Annotated in this window: 18 protein-coding genes and 2 pseudogenes; 10 read left to right on the top strand and 10 right to left on the bottom strand. The window is 35.9% G+C overall.

Annotated features, from left to right (window positions below):
• Positions 1-64: 64 nt before the first annotated feature.
• The 3 genes from ABWU71_RS00780 (at position 65) to tsaB (ending at position 2,917) form a co-directional block, all read left to right on the top strand.
• On the top strand, positions 65-1,054 hold the full coding sequence (locus ABWU71_RS00780; protein ID WP_353284551.1) for a ribonucleotide-diphosphate reductase subunit beta: 990 nt from the start codon (positions 65-67) through the stop codon (positions 1,052-1,054).
• A 148-nt stretch (positions 1,055-1,202) separates the two neighbouring features.
• The gene (locus ABWU71_RS00775; RefSeq protein ID WP_353284550.1) at positions 1,203-2,333 is read left to right on the top strand and encodes a cation:dicarboxylate symporter family transporter; all 1,131 of its coding nucleotides are present in this window, start codon (positions 1,203-1,205) and stop codon (positions 2,331-2,333) included.
• Positions 2,333-2,917, top strand: a complete 585-nt coding sequence (gene tsaB / locus ABWU71_RS00770; protein ID WP_353273907.1) for a tRNA (adenosine(37)-N6)-threonylcarbamoyltransferase complex dimerization subunit type 1 TsaB — start codon at positions 2,333-2,335, stop codon at positions 2,915-2,917. The genes ABWU71_RS00775 and tsaB overlap by 1 nt, the downstream gene beginning before the upstream one ends.
• Position 2,918: 1 nt before the next feature.
• Here the strand turns inward: tsaB and ABWU71_RS00765 are convergent, their stop codons facing one another.
• Entirely contained in the window at positions 2,919-3,536 is a 618-nt protein-coding gene (locus tag ABWU71_RS00765) for a hypothetical protein (RefSeq protein ID WP_353284549.1), read from the bottom strand.
• Positions 3,537-3,805: 269 nt separating this feature from the next.
• Between ABWU71_RS00765 and ABWU71_RS00760 the strand changes: the two genes are divergently transcribed.
• The 4 genes and pseudogenes from ABWU71_RS00760 (at position 3,806) to ABWU71_RS00745 (ending at position 6,107) form a co-directional block, all read left to right on the top strand.
• Positions 3,806-4,513 carry a class II aldolase/adducin family protein gene (locus tag ABWU71_RS00760; RefSeq protein ID WP_353284548.1) on the top strand — a complete coding sequence of 236 codons (708 nt, stop codon included), beginning with the start codon at positions 3,806-3,808 and terminating at the stop codon, positions 4,511-4,513.
• A 294-nt stretch (positions 4,514-4,807) separates the two neighbouring features.
• Positions 4,808-4,903 (top strand): annotated as a pseudogene (locus tag ABWU71_RS00755) (IS110 family transposase); the annotation flags it as partial.
• Positions 4,904-4,970: 67 nt separating this feature from the next.
• Positions 4,971-5,105, top strand: a complete 135-nt coding sequence (locus ABWU71_RS00750) for a transposase (protein ID WP_353274342.1) — start codon at positions 4,971-4,973, stop codon at positions 5,103-5,105.
• A 142-nt stretch (positions 5,106-5,247) separates the two neighbouring features.
• Positions 5,248-6,107, top strand: a protein-coding gene (locus tag ABWU71_RS00745; protein ID WP_353284076.1) for an IS630 family transposase whose coding sequence is annotated in 2 segments (ribosomal slippage) — positions 5,248-5,572 and positions 5,572-6,107 — 861 coding nt in all. Because the reading frame shifts where the segments join, the coding sequence is not laid out codon by codon here.
• Between the two features lie 256 nt (positions 6,108-6,363).
• Here ABWU71_RS00745 and ABWU71_RS00740 read toward each other — a convergent pair.
• From ABWU71_RS00740 to ABWU71_RS00720, 5 genes and pseudogenes are all read right to left on the bottom strand, one after another.
• Positions 6,364-7,223 (bottom strand): IS630 family transposase gene (locus ABWU71_RS00740; RefSeq protein WP_353284547.1). Its coding sequence is split into 2 segments (ribosomal slippage): positions 6,364-6,899 and positions 6,899-7,223, totalling 861 coding nucleotides; the frame shifts between segments, so codons are not numbered across the junction.
• Between the two features lie 65 nt (positions 7,224-7,288).
• Positions 7,289-7,705: pseudogene (locus tag ABWU71_RS00735) on the bottom strand (transposase); the annotation flags it as partial.
• Positions 7,706-8,166: 461 nt separating this feature from the next.
• Positions 8,167-9,026, bottom strand: a protein-coding gene (locus tag ABWU71_RS00730) for an IS630 family transposase (RefSeq protein ID WP_353284076.1) whose coding sequence is annotated in 2 segments (ribosomal slippage) — positions 8,167-8,702 and positions 8,702-9,026 — 861 coding nt in all. Because the reading frame shifts where the segments join, the coding sequence is not laid out codon by codon here.
• Positions 9,027-9,100: 74 nt separating this feature from the next.
• The gene (locus ABWU71_RS00725; RefSeq protein WP_353284546.1) at positions 9,101-9,706 is read right to left on the bottom strand and encodes a hypothetical protein; all 606 of its coding nucleotides are present in this window, start codon (positions 9,704-9,706) and stop codon (positions 9,101-9,103) included.
• A protein-coding gene (locus ABWU71_RS00720) for an IS5 family transposase (protein ID WP_265023453.1) occupies positions 9,703-10,495 on the bottom strand; the annotation gives its coding sequence in 2 pieces (ribosomal slippage) (positions 9,703-10,230 and positions 10,232-10,495; 792 coding nt in all). Before ABWU71_RS00720 ends, ABWU71_RS00725 begins: the two co-directional genes overlap by 4 nt.
• Positions 10,496-10,702: 207 nt before the next feature.
• On the opposite strand from ABWU71_RS00720, the gene ABWU71_RS00715 reads away from it, so the two are divergent.
• The 3 genes from ABWU71_RS00715 to ABWU71_RS00705 all read left to right on the top strand — a co-directional run bounded on the left by ABWU71_RS00715 (position 10,703) and on the right by ABWU71_RS00705 (position 12,782).
• Positions 10,703-11,188 (top strand): hypothetical protein, encoded by a 486-nt coding sequence (locus ABWU71_RS00715; protein ID WP_353284545.1) that lies wholly within the window; start codon positions 10,703-10,705, stop codon positions 11,186-11,188.
• 303 nt (positions 11,189-11,491) lie between these two features.
• Complete coding sequence (locus ABWU71_RS00710; protein WP_353284544.1) at positions 11,492-12,019, top strand: c-type cytochrome; 528 nt, start codon at positions 11,492-11,494, stop codon at positions 12,017-12,019.
• Position 12,020: 1 nt separating this feature from the next.
• Positions 12,021-12,782, top strand: coding sequence for an alpha/beta hydrolase (locus ABWU71_RS00705; protein WP_353284543.1), 762 nt, complete (start codon positions 12,021-12,023; stop codon positions 12,780-12,782).
• Positions 12,783-13,087: 305 nt separating this feature from the next.
• Here the strand turns inward: ABWU71_RS00705 and trpS are convergent, their stop codons facing one another.
• The 4 genes from trpS to rpsP all read right to left on the bottom strand — a co-directional run bounded on the left by trpS (position 13,088) and on the right by rpsP (position 16,050).
• Positions 13,088-14,086, bottom strand: coding sequence for a tryptophan--tRNA ligase (trpS, locus tag ABWU71_RS00700; protein WP_353284542.1), 999 nt, complete (start codon positions 14,084-14,086; stop codon positions 13,088-13,090).
• 24 nt (positions 14,087-14,110) lie between these two features.
• On the bottom strand, positions 14,111-14,680 hold the full coding sequence (locus ABWU71_RS00695) for a nucleotide exchange factor GrpE (protein ID WP_353284541.1): 570 nt from the start codon (positions 14,678-14,680) through the stop codon (positions 14,111-14,113).
• A 61-nt stretch (positions 14,681-14,741) separates the two neighbouring features.
• Entirely contained in the window at positions 14,742-15,719 is a 978-nt protein-coding gene (locus ABWU71_RS00690; RefSeq protein WP_353284540.1) for a polyprenyl synthetase family protein, read from the bottom strand.
• 10 nt (positions 15,720-15,729) lie between these two features.
• Positions 15,730-16,050 carry a 30S ribosomal protein S16 gene (rpsP, locus tag ABWU71_RS00685; protein ID WP_353284539.1) on the bottom strand — a complete coding sequence of 107 codons (321 nt, stop codon included), beginning with the start codon at positions 16,048-16,050 and terminating at the stop codon, positions 15,730-15,732.
• Positions 16,051-16,061: the final 11 nt, after the last annotated feature.

Genomic DNA, 16,061 nt, shown 5'->3' with positions numbered 1-16,061 from the left:
TTAAATTGACTAGTTCTCAATATCACTTAATATAATATTTACTTTAGAAAATAATAGGTGTCTTATGTCATTGTTAGAAGCAGATCCAATATACAAACCTTTTAATTACCCTTGGGCTTATGATGCATGGCTGCAGCAGCAAAGAATCCATTGGATACCTGAGGAAGTTCCGCTTGCTGATGACGTAAAAGATTGGAAAGCTAAACTTTCAAACGTAGAGAAAAATCTACTAACTCAGATTTTTAGATTCTTTACTCAAGCGGACATTGAAGTAAATAACTGCTACATGAGGCATTATTCAAATATATTTAAGCCAACAGAAATATGCATGATGCTTGCAAGCTTTTCCAATATGGAAACTATACACATTGCAGCTTATTCTTATCTTTTAGACACAATTGGCATGCCAGAAAGCGAGTATCAAGCATTCTTAAAGTATGATGCTATGAGAAAGAAGTATGAGTACATGCTAGAATTTGAGGAAAGCAAAAAACATGATAAAAAACATGTAGCTAAAACCCTAGCAGTGTTTGGTGCATTTACCGAGGGGTTGCAGTTATTCGCATCGTTTGCAATTTTGCTCAATTTCCAACGCTTTGGAAAAATGAAAGGAATGGGGCAGATAATCGCCTGGTCAGCCCGTGATGAAACTTTGCACACCAATTCAATTATTATGTTATTTAATACATTTATTAAAGAGAATAATGAAATTTGGAACGAAGGGTTTAAAGAGGAATTATATTCTGCATGCCGCACTATTGTTGAGCTTGAGGATGAGTTTATAAAGCTTGCTTTTGACTTCGGAGACGTTGAAGGACTGTCTGCAGAAGAAGTGCGCAATTACATACGCTACGTAGCAAACAGAAGGTTAATGCAATTAGGTCTTGAGTCCATATATGATGTTAATGATAATCCCATTCCGTGGCTTGATGAAATACTAAATGGCGTGGAACATACGAATTTCTTTGAAAATAGAGTAACAGAGTATAGCCGCGCAGCAACTCAAGGCACATGGGAGGAGGCTTTTACTGAAAACGACACGAATAATAAGTGAGTGCTAATTTCACTCTTTTTTGTCATTCCAGTGTCAGCTACTTTCATTACACCATTTGCTATGCAGTTTACAGCAGTTTAGACAGTTTTGCTTTACTTAACAACTAACTTACCATATATATGTCCATAGGACATTGGTATATAAGAACGTGCTACAACTATTAATCTTACTCACGGTCATCACTTCAGTTGCATTCTTTGGTCATTTAGTTCCAATGGAAGCAAAAACCTTCTTGTACTCAACGAGCCTGAGTATAAAAGAGGTTTTGCTATTTATAATGCCTTTTATTATTTTTGCGTTAATCTTTAGCAGTGTTAACAATCTTAAGCAGTCAGCTATAAAGTTCATATTGTTACTTATTATAATGATCTTCTTGTCAAATCTGACTTCAAGTTTAATAGCTTATTCTGTTGGGCATTTTATCATACAAAACACTTATTCAATACAAGATATAACGTATGAAGAAACAATTGTTCCCTTATGGTCGTTTAGGCTGCCTGCATTGCTTTCTAATTTTTATGCCCTTGCTTGTGGATTTGTGTCCAGCATAGTAGTGTCCACACTCCTGCCCAAGAAAAGCAAAGAGCTTTCGAACAAAATGTTAGATTTAACTCTCTTTATTTTGAAGACGTTTTTGACGCCGATTATTCCAATATTTGTACTTGGGCTTGCTTTAAAAATGCAGCATGATCAAGTTTTATCTATAATATTTAAGGATTACTCGATAATTTTCATTATTATAGCATCTGCAACCTACCTTTATGTTTTCCTCTTATATGGAGCAGCAAATTCATTCAAAATCACAAGCTGGATAGCTAGTATAAGCAATATGATACCGGCATTTATTACTGCGATGAGCACAATGTCTAGTAATGCAACTATGCCTCTTACTCTTGAAGGAAGCAAAAAAAATGTAAAGCAACCTGACATAGCATCGTCTGTTGTACCAATAACTGCTAGCTTTCATTTAGTAGGTGATTGCTTTTTTATCATAATATTATCAATGATAATTGCCTCCGGTTATTCATTGTGCACAACAGACTATGTAACTTTCCTTCTCTATTTTTTGTTATTTAAGTTTGCTATCGTTGCAGTGCCGGCAGGAGGAATTATGGTAATGCTACCTATTCTTAAGAAATACCTCAAATTTTCTCCAGAAATGCTTTCGTTAATCACAGCATTGTATATAGTGTTTGATCCAATAATCACTTCAGCAAATGTTATGGGTAATGGTGCCTTTACTATGATATTTTCAAAACTATATGATAAGCTTAAGTAATGTCTATTTTAGCGATTGATACTGTAGGTATTGGTAGTTCAATAGCAATAGTTGATTATGATGGTAACTGTTTTGTAGAGCGCAATTCCACCAGCAATAGTCATGCAGAATCATTTTTTCAAATACTGAATACTTTGTTTGATAAGCACAACTATAATTATGATAAAATAGATCATTTGGCGGTAGTAGTTGGACCAGGAAGTTTCACTGGAATTAGAGTTGGTATATCAGCTGCACAAGGTATAAATCTTGCTACAAATAAGCCGTTATACGGAGTTAGTGCGCTGGAAGTTCAAGCCTACGCAATATCTTTGCTTTGTGCAAATAGCAAAAAAAATATCAGAGCTATAATCAAGAATGCTCAAGGGTTTTATACGCAGTTATTTGATTTCAATTTATTGCCGCTATCTGATCCAACTGCAGTACGTGACCCTGGTCACGCTACAAGCAGTACACATATGGATTGCAATTTAAATGCTAGCCATGCAGGACTATTAGTTCATTATAGACTGAAGAACAAGCAAAAATTAAATGAAGTTGAGGCTCTATATTTAAATGAGCCTCAGTATATGAAATCATTATAAACTATTCTTTCGCGTACATGCTAATTTGGCTAAGCTTGTGCATCTGGTTTACTATCTCTTGAGCTACTTCTTTTATACTCATATCTGAATTTTCTATCTCTATAGCACTTGGTGGTATAAATAAATTGTTAATCCTACATTGCTCTATCATGCTATTTACATTAATCACCTTCATATTTTTTCTTTGCCTTTTTAATGCAATACGCTTTTGTAATGTCGGTAGATCACACCTAAGTACCACAGGCAGGATTTCTGTGTTCATTTTTTTACTAAGCCTTACTATTGAATCATACATCCTCATGTTCTGGTCATTATTTTCCATCCACTCATCAATAAATATGTAATTTTTTGAGTGAATCGGATAATTTTCTATTACCTGAAGCATAATTTGCATAATGCCATATATTCTATCTTGAACTTCTTTAGGTATTTGATCACGTTCAAAGACACCATCGTATATAGAGCAAGATTGAACATTGTTATAGAACTTACTATTTACAATTAATGCGTTTATCATATTAGATAATTCTATTGCTGTGGAAAGTTTACCACTTCCCGAAAGACCAGAGAGATATATGAAAAATCCTGCTAGCTGTTTTTTTGTGTTAATGTTTACCATATTATTTTCAATCTTGAAACTTACATTTATAATAACATAAAAATGAAGCTTTAAAACATACGAAATATTATATAGAAAATTATTTTTATAGTTAAGATATTATGTCATTTAAAAACATAAATTCTGTATATAAACTCTATAATAACGATAACTATTTTTAAGCAAGCTACAACACAAAAGTGTTTGGTATTCAAGACAGAGTGACATAGACTTATTAGTTTACTACAAGTCTCTTTTTGCGTATAAACCTTCAGAAGATTTTAACAGATATGTTAACAAAAAGCAGAGTAAAAAGGGATCTAGTCTATGCCTATCAGATTTTGTCTTACCTTAAACTGGATGATCATACATATACTCACCTTTCGGTGCGTTCTGAAGATCAAAAGTCGTTTTATATTTATCCGTTTGGTATGCGTTTTGATGAAGTAGATGAACGTTCGTTAATGAAAGTATCATTTGATGGAGATGTGATTGAAGGCAAAGAATATCAATATAATAGAACTGGCTATATAATTCATGGTTTTGTTTATCAAGCAAGGAAAGATATTCAAGCAATTTTTCACTTGCATACACCTTCTATTGTAGCGGTTTCTTCTCTCAAAGATGGGCTGCTTCCTATAAGTCAATGGGCACTGCACTTTTACAATAAAATCTCTTACCATAATTATAATTCCCTAGCACTTAGCGATACAGAAGGAAAGAGGTTAATAGCTGATCTGAAAGAAAATTTTGTCATGTTAATGCGTAATCATGGATCTATAACGTGTGGTCGGACTATACAAGAAGCAATGTTTTACACGTATCATTTAGAAAGAGCGTGCAAAACTCAATGTTTAACGTTAGCAATGAATAAGGAGTTATCAATTCCAAGTGAAGAAATTTGCTCAAAAGCTGTAAAGGATCTCCTATCTTTTGAAAGCAATCTTGGTGAGAGGGATTGGCACGCATGGGTTAGACTAATTAAAAGTAAGTTGTAAGAGGCTTTCGCACTACTATCTGTCATCCAAGTAGCGCCTTCTCCCGTCATCCAAGTAGCTGACACTGGTTCCTTTATGACGGTTGTAAGTTGGAAATGTGATATAAAAGAAGCAAGAAGGAAGATAACTCTATAAAAATGTGGTTATCGCAGGCTTGAGCGACCGTAAGACGGTAGTATTATAACATACGTAGATATCAAGGTCTATTCTTCGATACGTTTGAATAGTTGCATGGGACATATATATGCACCCGTTTACAATCTTAAATTTTAACTTAAACTCTCGAGGTTTTTTATGGTTACATCTTATCAAAATTTTATTGGCATTGATATCGGAAAACTTGAATTTGTTACTGCAGTTAATGAACAAAAAGGTGTCATCAAATTTGACCTTACTCAGAAAAAGTAGAGAGAAAGTTAAGACGTTTTTGGAGTAAAATAAAACTTTTTTTCAAAATATGACAAATAGAAGAGAATATACAGCAGAATTCAAATTAGAAGCTGTTAAGCTGGTTAAAGAAACAGGTCAAACAAGTACAAAAATAGCAAAAGATCTAGGTATAGATGGCAGTATGTTAAGTAAGAAAATATGATGGAAAAATGTCTGGAGCATACGCATTTCCAGGCAAAGGCTCCTTATGACAAAGAAAGATTTGATCTAAAAAAAGAGCTATAGCTCTTTTCATAGAAGTCCGGATGTGATAAGATAAGGATAGACGATGATAAGGAGGTTGAGTGCCAGCAGCATATAGTTATGACTTAAGGAAAAAAGCAATGGAAGCGCTAGAGGAGGGAGGAAGCAGAGAAACAGTGGCAGCAAGATTTAAAATTGGACGAACTACTTTATGGGAGTGGCAGCAAAGAAGAAAAGAAACAGGAGACTTTCAATCAAAAAAACTTGGAAATGGAGGTTACAATCACAAAATTACCGACTGGGATGCCTTTGCTAAATTTGCCAGAGAAAACGGAGGAAAGACTCTGTCGGAAATGGCTAAACTTTGGGGCAACGTTAGTATCCAAACGATCCACCGAGCTCTCAGAAAAATTGGATTTACGCGCAAAAAAAGACATATGGATACAAGGAAAGAAACGAAGAAAAACGTGCTGAATTCTTAAAAATTATAGCAACAAAAGAACCAGAAAACTTAGTTTATATAGATGAGTCTGGCATTGATAACACAGAGGACTATCCATATGGGTATTGCCAGAAAGGACAGCGGTTTTATGGCCTAAAATCTGGAAAGAAAACTCAACGAATCAGTATGGTTGCAGCCTTAAGTAGAAGAAAGATAGTTGCTCCATTAACCTTTGAAGGCCACTGTAATATGGATGTTTTTAATGGATGGTTTGAGCAATTTTTGACACCGATCTTGGAACCTGGACAGACTGTCATTCTTGACAATGCTACTTTTCATAAGTCTGGTAAGATTATCGAGCTTGCTAGAGGAGTTGGTGCAGAAATTTTGTATCTGCCGCCGTATTCTCCAGATTTCAACAAAATTGAGCATCATTGGTTTGCTATAAAAAACAGAGCTAGGAAAAACATTCCTCTATTCGAATCCTTTCGTCGTGCTGTTGATTCTGCCTTCCTATGACCTGTTCGGACTATTATGAGAAATGCTATAATAAGAGAAAGAGACATTTAAAAAAAAGCCCTGGGCAAAGAAAAAGAGTAAAGTATTCTTTTATATAGAAATTGCTATAAAACACAGGAACTATGTAGGGTTTTGTGCTGGTAGTATGGGTTGCTAAGGAAAAAAGCAGTAAAGAATTAGCAAAAGAAGGGCTTCTAGCAGATATTCAAAAAATACATCAAGCTTCTATAGCATTTCTTATAATAGTCCGAACAGGTCATAGGAAGGCAGAATCAACAGCACGACGAAAGGATTCGAATAGAGGAATGTTTTTCCTAGCTCTGTTTTTTATAGCAAACCAATGATGCTCAATTTTGTTGAAATCTGGAGAATACGGCGGCAGATACAAAATTTCTGCACCAACTCCTCTAGCAAGCTCGATAATCTTACCAGACTTATGAAAAGTAGCATTGTCAAGAATGACAGTCTGTCCAGGTTCCAAGATCGGTGTCAAAAATTGCTCAAACCATCCATTAAAAACATCCATATTACAGTGGCCTTCAAAGGTTAATGGAGCAACTATCTTTCTTCTACTTAAGGCTGCAACCATACTGATTCGTTGAGTTTTCTTCCCAGATTTTAGGCCATAAAACCGCTGTCCTTTCTGGCAATACCCATATGGATAGTCCTCTGTGTTATCAATGCCAGACTCATCTATATAAACTAAGTTTTCTGGTTCTTTTGTTGCTATAATTTTTAAGAATTCAGCACGTTTTTCTTTGTTTCTTTCCTTGTATCCATATGTCTTTTTTTGCGCGTAAATCCAATTTTTCTGAGAGCTCGGTGGATCGTTTGGATACTAACGTTGCCCCAAAGTTTAGCCATTTCCGACATAGTCTTTCCTCCGTTTTCTCTGGCAAATTTAGCAAAGGCATCCCAGTCGGTGATTTTGTGATTGTAACCTCCATTTCCAAGTTTTTTTGATTGAAAGTCTCCTGTTTCTTTTCTTCTTTGCTGCCACTCCCATAAAGTAGTTCGTCCAATTTTAAATCTTGCTGCCACTGTTTCTCTGCTTCCTCCCTCCTCTAGCGCTTCCATTGCTTTTTTCCTTAAGTCATAACTATATGCTGCTGGCACTCAACCTCCTTATCATCGTCTATCCTTATCTTATCACATCCGGACTTCTATGAAAAGAGCTATACATCTTTGTTAGATACATATTTCAGAGAATTGCGTATCTGATGCACCACACATAGCTGTACTCCGCATTAGGAAACACACTGTTTATGGCTGTAGGAAAGCTTTTTAGCCCATCAACACAGGCAATTAGAATATCTTCTACTCCTCTTTCTTTTAGATCATTTAGTACTCCCAACCAGAAGTTAGCTCCTTCACTTTCAGCCAAATAAAAACCTAATACTTCTTTTTTACCATTTTGATCTATGCCTAATATATTATACATGCATTTACTTACGCAATGTCCGTCCTCTTTGACTTTAAAAAACCATGAAAACTATCGGATATACAGATTGCAGCGGACGACTGCGCCATTCATTGATTACTGGTAGCAATTTGTCGGTAATACTTGATATCTCTGCTGCAGATATTTTGTGATCATACGATCAATCACCTTAATACCCCATTCAATAATCAAGTCACTAACGAGATTATAGTTACAGATCCAACACATCCGCTATTTGGTAGAACTTTTCCTATATCCTCTATCAGTTCAAGAGCTCATTGTGGTGGTAATGTATTTGTTATTTATCGTAATAACATCATTCTGCGTATTCCGTTTTCTGCTACTAATTTAGCCAGTAAGCAAGATTTTCTCACCAGCAAGTTAACACGAGCGTCATTATACGAATTTGTTTCTTTAGCAAAGGAGTATAAATTATTATGCCATGCAAACCATATCAACTGTGGCAGCGAATGTCTCAGCGTTTTAAATCAGAAGTTTTAGAAAATATATTATTAATATCTAAGGAGGTTATCGATGAGCACATCAGAGTTGATCACAGCACAACACTTAGCACGCGAAGCAATAATTTATAGCATTTCTTATAATAGTCCGAACAGGTCATAGGAAGGCAGAATCAACAGCACGACGAAAGGATTCGAATAGAGGAATGTTTTTCCTAGCTCTGTTTTTTATAGCAAACCAATGATGCTCAATTTTGTTGAAATCTGGAGAATACGGCGGCAGATACAAAATTTCTGCACCAACTCCTCTAGCAAGCTCGATAATCTTACCAGACTTATGAAAAGTAGCATTGTCAAGAATGACAGTCTGTCCAGGTTCCAAGATCGGTGTCAAAAATTGCTCAAACCATCCATTAAAAACATCCATATTACAGTGGCCTTCAAAGGTTAATGGAGCAACTATCTTTCTTCTACTTAAGGCTGCAACCATACTGATTCGTTGAGTTTTCTTTCCAGATTTTAGGCCATAAAACCGCTGTCCTTTCTGGCAATACCCATATGGATAGTCCTCTGTGTTATCAATGCCAGACTCATCTATATAAACTAAGTTTTCTGGTTCTTTTGTTGCTATAATTTTTAAGAATTCAGCACGTTTTTCTTCGTTTCTTTCCTTGTATCCATATGTCTTTTTTTGCGCGTAAATCCAATTTTTCTGAGAGCTCGGTGGATCGTTTGGATACTAACGTTGCCCCAAAGTTTAGCCATTTCCGACAGAGTCTTTCCTCCATTTTCTCTGGCAAATTTAGCAAAGGCATCCCAGTCGGTAATTTTGTGATTGTAACCTCCATTTCCAAGTTTTTTTGATTGAAAGTCTCCTGTTTCTTTTCTTCTTTGCTGCCACTCCCATAAAGTAGTTCGTCCAATTTTAAATCTTGCTGCCACTGTTTCTCTGCTTCCTCCCTCCTCTAGCGCTTCCATTGCTTTTTTCCTTAAGTCATAACTATATGCTGCTGGCACTCAACCTCCTTATCATCGTCTATCCTTATCTTATCACATCCGGACTTCTATGAAAAGAGCTATACATCAGACAATCAACACCTCACCAAGCATTGAGCAATCAAGAGAGTCTGGAGCTGCAGTATGCACTGAAACAAAGAGCAATTGACCTTGGCTGGAAAGCTGATAATATTGTAGTCATTGATAGTGATCTTGGTTTGACTCCTGCAACAATGTTGCAATAAACTTTGGTCCGCTTTTCCACTGTGTGTGAAAGAGTCTGGCAGCTCTTTTACTCGAAACACGATATGCACGTCTTCATGGTTAATCTCAATTCGCTTAACTAATGTTCTAATGATATCACGTCTAGTTAGCCAATCTGCGTTATCAAGACTTGAGTTAACGCTAGAAGAAAACTCTTCTAAAGTAGTTACCACTAGAGTTAAGTCTTGTTCAAGTCTTTTTTGATCAAATATCTTTTTCTTTTGCTCTCCGATCATTTGTAAGGTTTGTTTCATTGCTTTAATTCTTGGTTTAAACTCTTCTTCATTGATGTATCCTTGAGTATAGCCATCAATAAGCCTTGCAATGCCACAGTTTAATTGATCTTCTTTTTTCTCAAGAAAGTCACTTTTTTGATCTAATGGTGATTTTTTAATCTCTGAAAGTCTACGCTTGTATTCTTCTAAGAGCCTGTTCATAATCTTTTCAGAAGTAAGGCAGTGAAAGCCAGAACGACCATTTGTAGGCTAGTATTGAGTTTTCGCTCACAATTTTTCCACAATCTTCTACATTTTTCTAACCAAGCAAAAGATCGCTCCACAACCCATCTTTTGGGCAATACAACAAAGGAATGTAATTCATTTCTTTTTATCACTTCAACGGTTGCACCAATAATCGTTTTTATTTGAGTTGCAAAATTCTCTCCAGTATAGCCTGCATCAACCAGTACATTTTTAACTCCCGAGAGGTTTTCTTTTGCATTTTCGACCATTCTCACAGCACTGCTACGGTCAGTTATCTCTGCTGTTGTTATATAAATTGCATGGGGCAAACCTTGCGTATCTACTGCAATATGGCGTTTTATTCCTGAAATCTTTTTGCCTGCATCATAGCCTTTTTCTTCAGCAGTATCTGCATTTTTTACACTCTGTGCATCAATTATGCAGAAGCTGGTTTTTTCTTTCCGACCATTGTTTTGTCGGACCACGCCAACTATTTTTTTTTAACACCAGCTCCAGAACACTTTCTTTATCTGCATCTGGTTTTTCACTCCACTTCTTAAAATAGTCGTAACAATTGCGCCATTTTGGAAACTCTTTTGGTAGCATTCTCCACTGACAACCGCTTTTCAGAACGTATAACACTCCACAAAATACATCATACAAATCAAGTTTCCTTGGTTTTGTTTTTTTTCTACAGGACTCTAGATCTGGTAACATAATCTCAAATCTTTCCCGACTTATATCACTTGGGTATAAACTCCTCATATATCCTAACTTATATATATTATCTCTTAGTTTATTCCTTTCTTGAGATCATGTACAGGTTCTGAGAAACTGAAAACAGTATTTTTAGATGTAGGTAAGAAATTACCTGAAATTTGGCATCAGTCAGTTCTTTCACGTTAGCAACAGAAATCCTTTCTTCGTTGTCTAATTGATAAAGTTGTAACACACCGGATCAGACGCGATTGCTTGCAAATACGTATTATATGGCATGGTGGAGACACTACTACTTCTCATGTTCGCATTCCAGTAAACTCTTTTTACGAATTGACCACGGCAACAGAAATGGAGCAATCTATAATAAAGTTAAGTAAAGAAGGCAAAACAGATACAGAAATTGCTAAGTACTTAGAAAAGCAGGGTCATCGCTCTCCCATGAAAAATACCGTATTAGAAAGCACAGTAAAAACGATTCGATTAAAAAATAATATTATGCGAGAAAAGCATCAATCACATCCCCTTAAAGTGCCTGGCTACCTTACTGTCTCACAAATCGCAAAAATCCTCAAAGTTACTAATCATTGGCTTTATGATAGAATCAATAATGGTCAAATTAAAATACGAAAAGACGATAGTAAAACCAGAGGCAAATACTTATTTGAAGATAACCCAGAAACTGTTAGAATCCTGATGGATTTTAAAAATGGTAAATTCAACAATCCAAATTTTTTATAGGAGTATCAATATGCATAATCATACTACCGCATAAGGTGCGATGCAACAAAGCCATCCCAGTGTCAAGCACTGGGATGACATCATAGAGACACTGGGATTACACCCTGACAATCGTCATCCAGCTACTTGTTAGCGGCTAAGAGATACCGCGGCGGTATGACGGTTCGCGGCGGTATGGACGTAGGAAAACCTTTCTTGGGTCAGCTATAGAGACTCTCATCTTTAGCGAGCTTCAAGGTAATTGGTTGCTATTTGCGAAAATATTTGCATAATTCAAGTAACATTACTTGATAAAAATTAACTGTGGAGCTTAATAAGATTGCAGCATCGATTTTACTTTCTGGGCTAATCATTATGATAGTTAGCAATGTAGTTGATATGCTTTACAGTCCAGAGGAATATAAGATTGAACACCAAACGATAGTAGCTGCTGGCAGCAATGAGTCCCAGCAAAAAATCGAGCAAGTGGCGCTTGATATTGGAGCGCTCATGCAGAATGCTAGCTTTGAGAAAGGTAAATCAGCAGCGAAAAAATGTATAGCTTGCCATAGCTTTGAGAAAGGTGGAATGAATAAAGTAGGACCAAATTTATGGAACGTAGTTGGAAACAAAAAGGCTCATCTTGGCAACTCATTCAATTACTCAAAAGCAGTGCTTGAAAGAGGTGGAAAATGGGAGTATGAGGAGCTATTTGCCTTTTTAAAGAACCCAAAAGCCTATATAAAAGGTACACGTATGGCATTTGCAGGTGTTTCCAATCCACAAGAGATTGCAGATCTAGTCAGCTATTTGCGTTCGATGAGCGATAGTCCGGTTGCTTTGCCAAAGTAGTATGGATTATTGTAAATTGTTTGATGGAAATAATGGTCACATAGCATATCGAAAGCTACAAGGAAAGAAAGCTTCTATAGTTTTTTTCGGTGGATTTGCATCTAATATGGATGGAACTAAAGCAACTGCTATTTACAAATTTTGCCAAGAAAACGATATAGCACTTGTACTGTTTGATTATTTTGGTCACGGTCATTCAAGTGGTGATTTCATTGATTACACGATAAGTGATTGGCAAAAAAATTGTGCTAAAGTGATGAGTGAATTAACTAGCGGTAAACAAATAATTATAGGTTCAAGTATGGGGGGATGGCTGATGCTGCTCACTGCCCTTCAATTTCCAGAAAAAATTGCAGCATTAATCGGCATATCGTCTGCTCCTGATTTTACTGAAGATTTGATATTCAAGCAATTGTCAGGCAAGCAAAAAGAAGAACTAGATTCTAACGGTGTAATAGATTTCACTTCAGAGCATTGTACATACAAAATAACTAAAAATTTGATCGAAGATGGCAGAAAGAACCTTCTTTTAAATAAAGAGACAATAGATATAAACTGTCCTGTGCGCTTACTGCATAGCATTAATGATAAAGATGTTCCTTATCAAACTTCATTGAATTTAGCTGAAAAAATCAAGTCAACCGATGTTGAAGTACACTTAATAAAATCAGCAGAGCACAATATGTCTGACAATCATTCACTGGAAGTTTTATTTAAGACCATTAGAGAATTTTGTAACCAGACTGCATTCTGTGATTTTTAGCAAAACACAATTTTTCATTTGAGCTTTCTTCAACTGAAAATAAATACAGAAAATTGCTGCCTATAGCTAAACTGACTTAGATTTACCGACAATTTGAAAAACCGTCATCCCGCTACTTGTTAGCGGCTGAGATACCGCGAATGAATCGCGGTATGACGGTTCACAGTGGTATGACGATAAGCTCATTCCAGTGTCAGCTACTTGCATGACATCGTCCTTTTTTCTGGATTTCAGTGTCAAGCTACTTAGATGACAAAAAAAGTGAACAAAATTTCCTGATTTATTTATACCTACACTTTGGAGCCTTACAGATATTGAGCAAATCCAATAATATCCTTGATTTCTTTTATATTATGGGTTGCAATTTCTGCTGCTTTCTTTGTACCTTTTTTTAATATTTCATGTAAATGGAATTGGTCTTTTAAAAGATCATTCATTCTCTCACGTATGGGTGATATAACACTGATAATTAAATCAGCTAACTCTTTTTTGAAGTGCTTCATGTCATGTTTGTTCACTTCTTCACATACTTTTTCCACATTTACATTACTAAGCACTGAATAAATGTTTATCAAATTGCTTATTTCTGGTCGGCACTCTAAAGTAGCAAAGCCTAGAATTGAATCTGTTTTTGCTTTTTCTATTTTTTTGACAATTAAGTCATCCGTATCATCAAGGTTAATGCACGAATGTTCTGAAGGATCAGATTTACTCATCTTGCTTGTACCATCTCTTAAGCTCATTATCCTTGATGTGCAATCCAAAGTTAAGATTTCAGGTACGATGAAATGATCCAGCTTATAATGATTGTTAAAAGCTGATGCAATATCACGTGCAAGCTCCAAATGCTGTTTTTGATCATCACCAACAGGAACGTATTTAGTTTGATACAACAATATATCTGCAGCCATAAGTACTGGATAACTATATAATCCAAGAGAGGCTTTTTGTTTATCGCTGCCAGCTTTATCCTTAAATTGAGTCATGCGATTAAGCCAACCAATTGGTGTATAGCATCCAAGCAGCCAGCCCAGTTCTGCATGACCGCTAACTGTGGACTGACTAAAAATAATGGACTTTTCTGGATCTATTCCACATGCAATATAAGCTGCTGCTGTTTTGAAAATATTACTTTTTAATTCACTTGCGGGAAGCTTATTTGCTGTGATTGCGTGTAGGTCGACAATACAAAAAAGAGATTTGTATTTATCCTGTAAGTCTATCCACTGTTTGATTGCACCAAGATAATTACCTAAATGTAGTACGCCACTTGGCTGGATACCTGAAAAGACAATACTTGTCATTATACATTTACCTCATGTGTTTCGCTAATCGCTTCCACAATCAGCAGATTTCTTAGAAATAATAACCATTGCAGGACGGAGCAACCTATTTTTGATAGTATAACCAGTTTGTAGTACCTCTACAATGGTGCCAGGCTCTTTTTCATTGTCTTCTCTTTCCACAACAGCTTGGTGTAAATTACTGTCAAAAAGCTCACCAAGTGGGTCTACTTCTTCTATTTCATGTTTTTTTAGATCATTTATAATTTTTTGATAAGCTACTTTGATTCCTTCATGAACAGGATCACCGTCTTTCAAAATTTCCATTACTTTTTTTAAATTGTCGCACGAGTCGATCATATCACGTGCAAATTTTGTGACTGCGTAGTCACTTGCATCGCTAATTTGCTTTTGCATTATACGTTTGACGTTTTCATTATCTGCAACAGCACGGCGTAAATGATCTTCAAGCTGGGCTGCACGTTCTTTTAATGTATTGAGATCTTCATTTAAATCATCAGTTTGCTTATGGTTATCACTTTGTTGGTCGTTACCTTTCTGCCTACTTACCATATCAGCAAACTTCTTCTTTTTCTCCTTACTGCTATCTGACATATCATTACCCTTAAGAATCTAATAAATATATAACAATTAATCTGAAAATATCAAGCGCCAGCTACATTCGTCTTTCTATGCTCGCATTTAAAAAGTTAATTAAAGTAGTTTTATAAAAAGAATCAGAAAAAGTACTAATATCATTTAGCGCCATATTAATGTAGTGTCTAGCTTTTTCCATAGAAAGCTGAATGGCATTATGGTGATTAATATAGTGTAATGCTTGGTCAAAATTGTGTCTAGCTGAAGAAAAGCATTTTTCCCAGAATTTTTGCTCTGCTGGACTGCCCTTTTCGTATGCTATAATAGCAGGTAAGGTGATTTTACCTTCGAAAAAGTCTTTTCCGATTTGCTTTCCAGAAGTGCCTTGATTAGCAGTATAATCGAGCATATCATCAACTATTTGAAATGCCATACCAAAATTAAAACCAAAATTCTTTAGCCTCTCTGTTTCGTCATTTGTTGCACCAGATACTGTTGATGCAGCTTCACAGCATGCAGAAAATAAAGATGCTGTCTTTTCTCCAATGATATCAAAATAATTTTCCCTGACTGTGTGGGGGTCAAAACGTGTTGTCATCTGCTTTATTTCACCCTTCACAAGTAAATGCGATGCTTTAGATAAAATAGAGAGAATATTTAAATTTCCACACTCTATAAGCCATCTAAATGCTAGAGTCAACAATAGATCACCAACTAAAATGCTCGATTTATTTCCCCAAATTTTATTCGCTGTTTTAACTCCATGGCGTGCCTCACTTTCATCGAGCACATCATCATGAAGTAAAGTAGCATTATGTATAAACTCTACCGATGCAGCAACGTTGATCCTATTCTCCCCAGAATAGTTTAGCATTTTACATATAATAAAAACTAGTTTAGGCCTTATTTTTTTTCCACCTGACCTAACAAGATGAGATATAATATCAGTAGCAAGCTTGGCATCTTCATCATTGACATTTTTGAAGACAAAGTCATTCATAGCTGACAAATCAGAAGATACAATATCGTCTAATTTATCGCTGTTTGTTATTAGCATTTTAAGAGACTTATGCCTCTTGCCCTTGTGCTTTCTCGTTCTCTACTTCCTTCTTTTCTGTTTTCTTTGGTTCTGTTTCTAAAGTTACTATGCCTTTTTTGATAAACCACAGTACTCTTTCAGTTGCCTGCGCGCCTACACTTAGCCAATGTTTTAATCTATCAGCTTTCACCACAACACGATTTTTATTGTCTTTTGGTAACATTGGATCATATTGTCCTATTTTCTCAATAAAACGCCCATCCCTTGGTGCTCGTGAGTCAGCTACAACTATCCTATAAAAAGGACGTTTCTTTGCGCCAAACCTCGCCAACCTTATTTTAACTGCCATGTTAACCTTTA

Source organism: Wolbachia endosymbiont (group A) of Lasioglossum fulvicorne (assembly GCF_964028605.1).
Taxonomy (GTDB): domain Bacteria; phylum Pseudomonadota; class Alphaproteobacteria; order Rickettsiales; family Anaplasmataceae; genus Wolbachia.
This window is presented reverse-complemented; position numbering and strand designations above follow the sequence as displayed.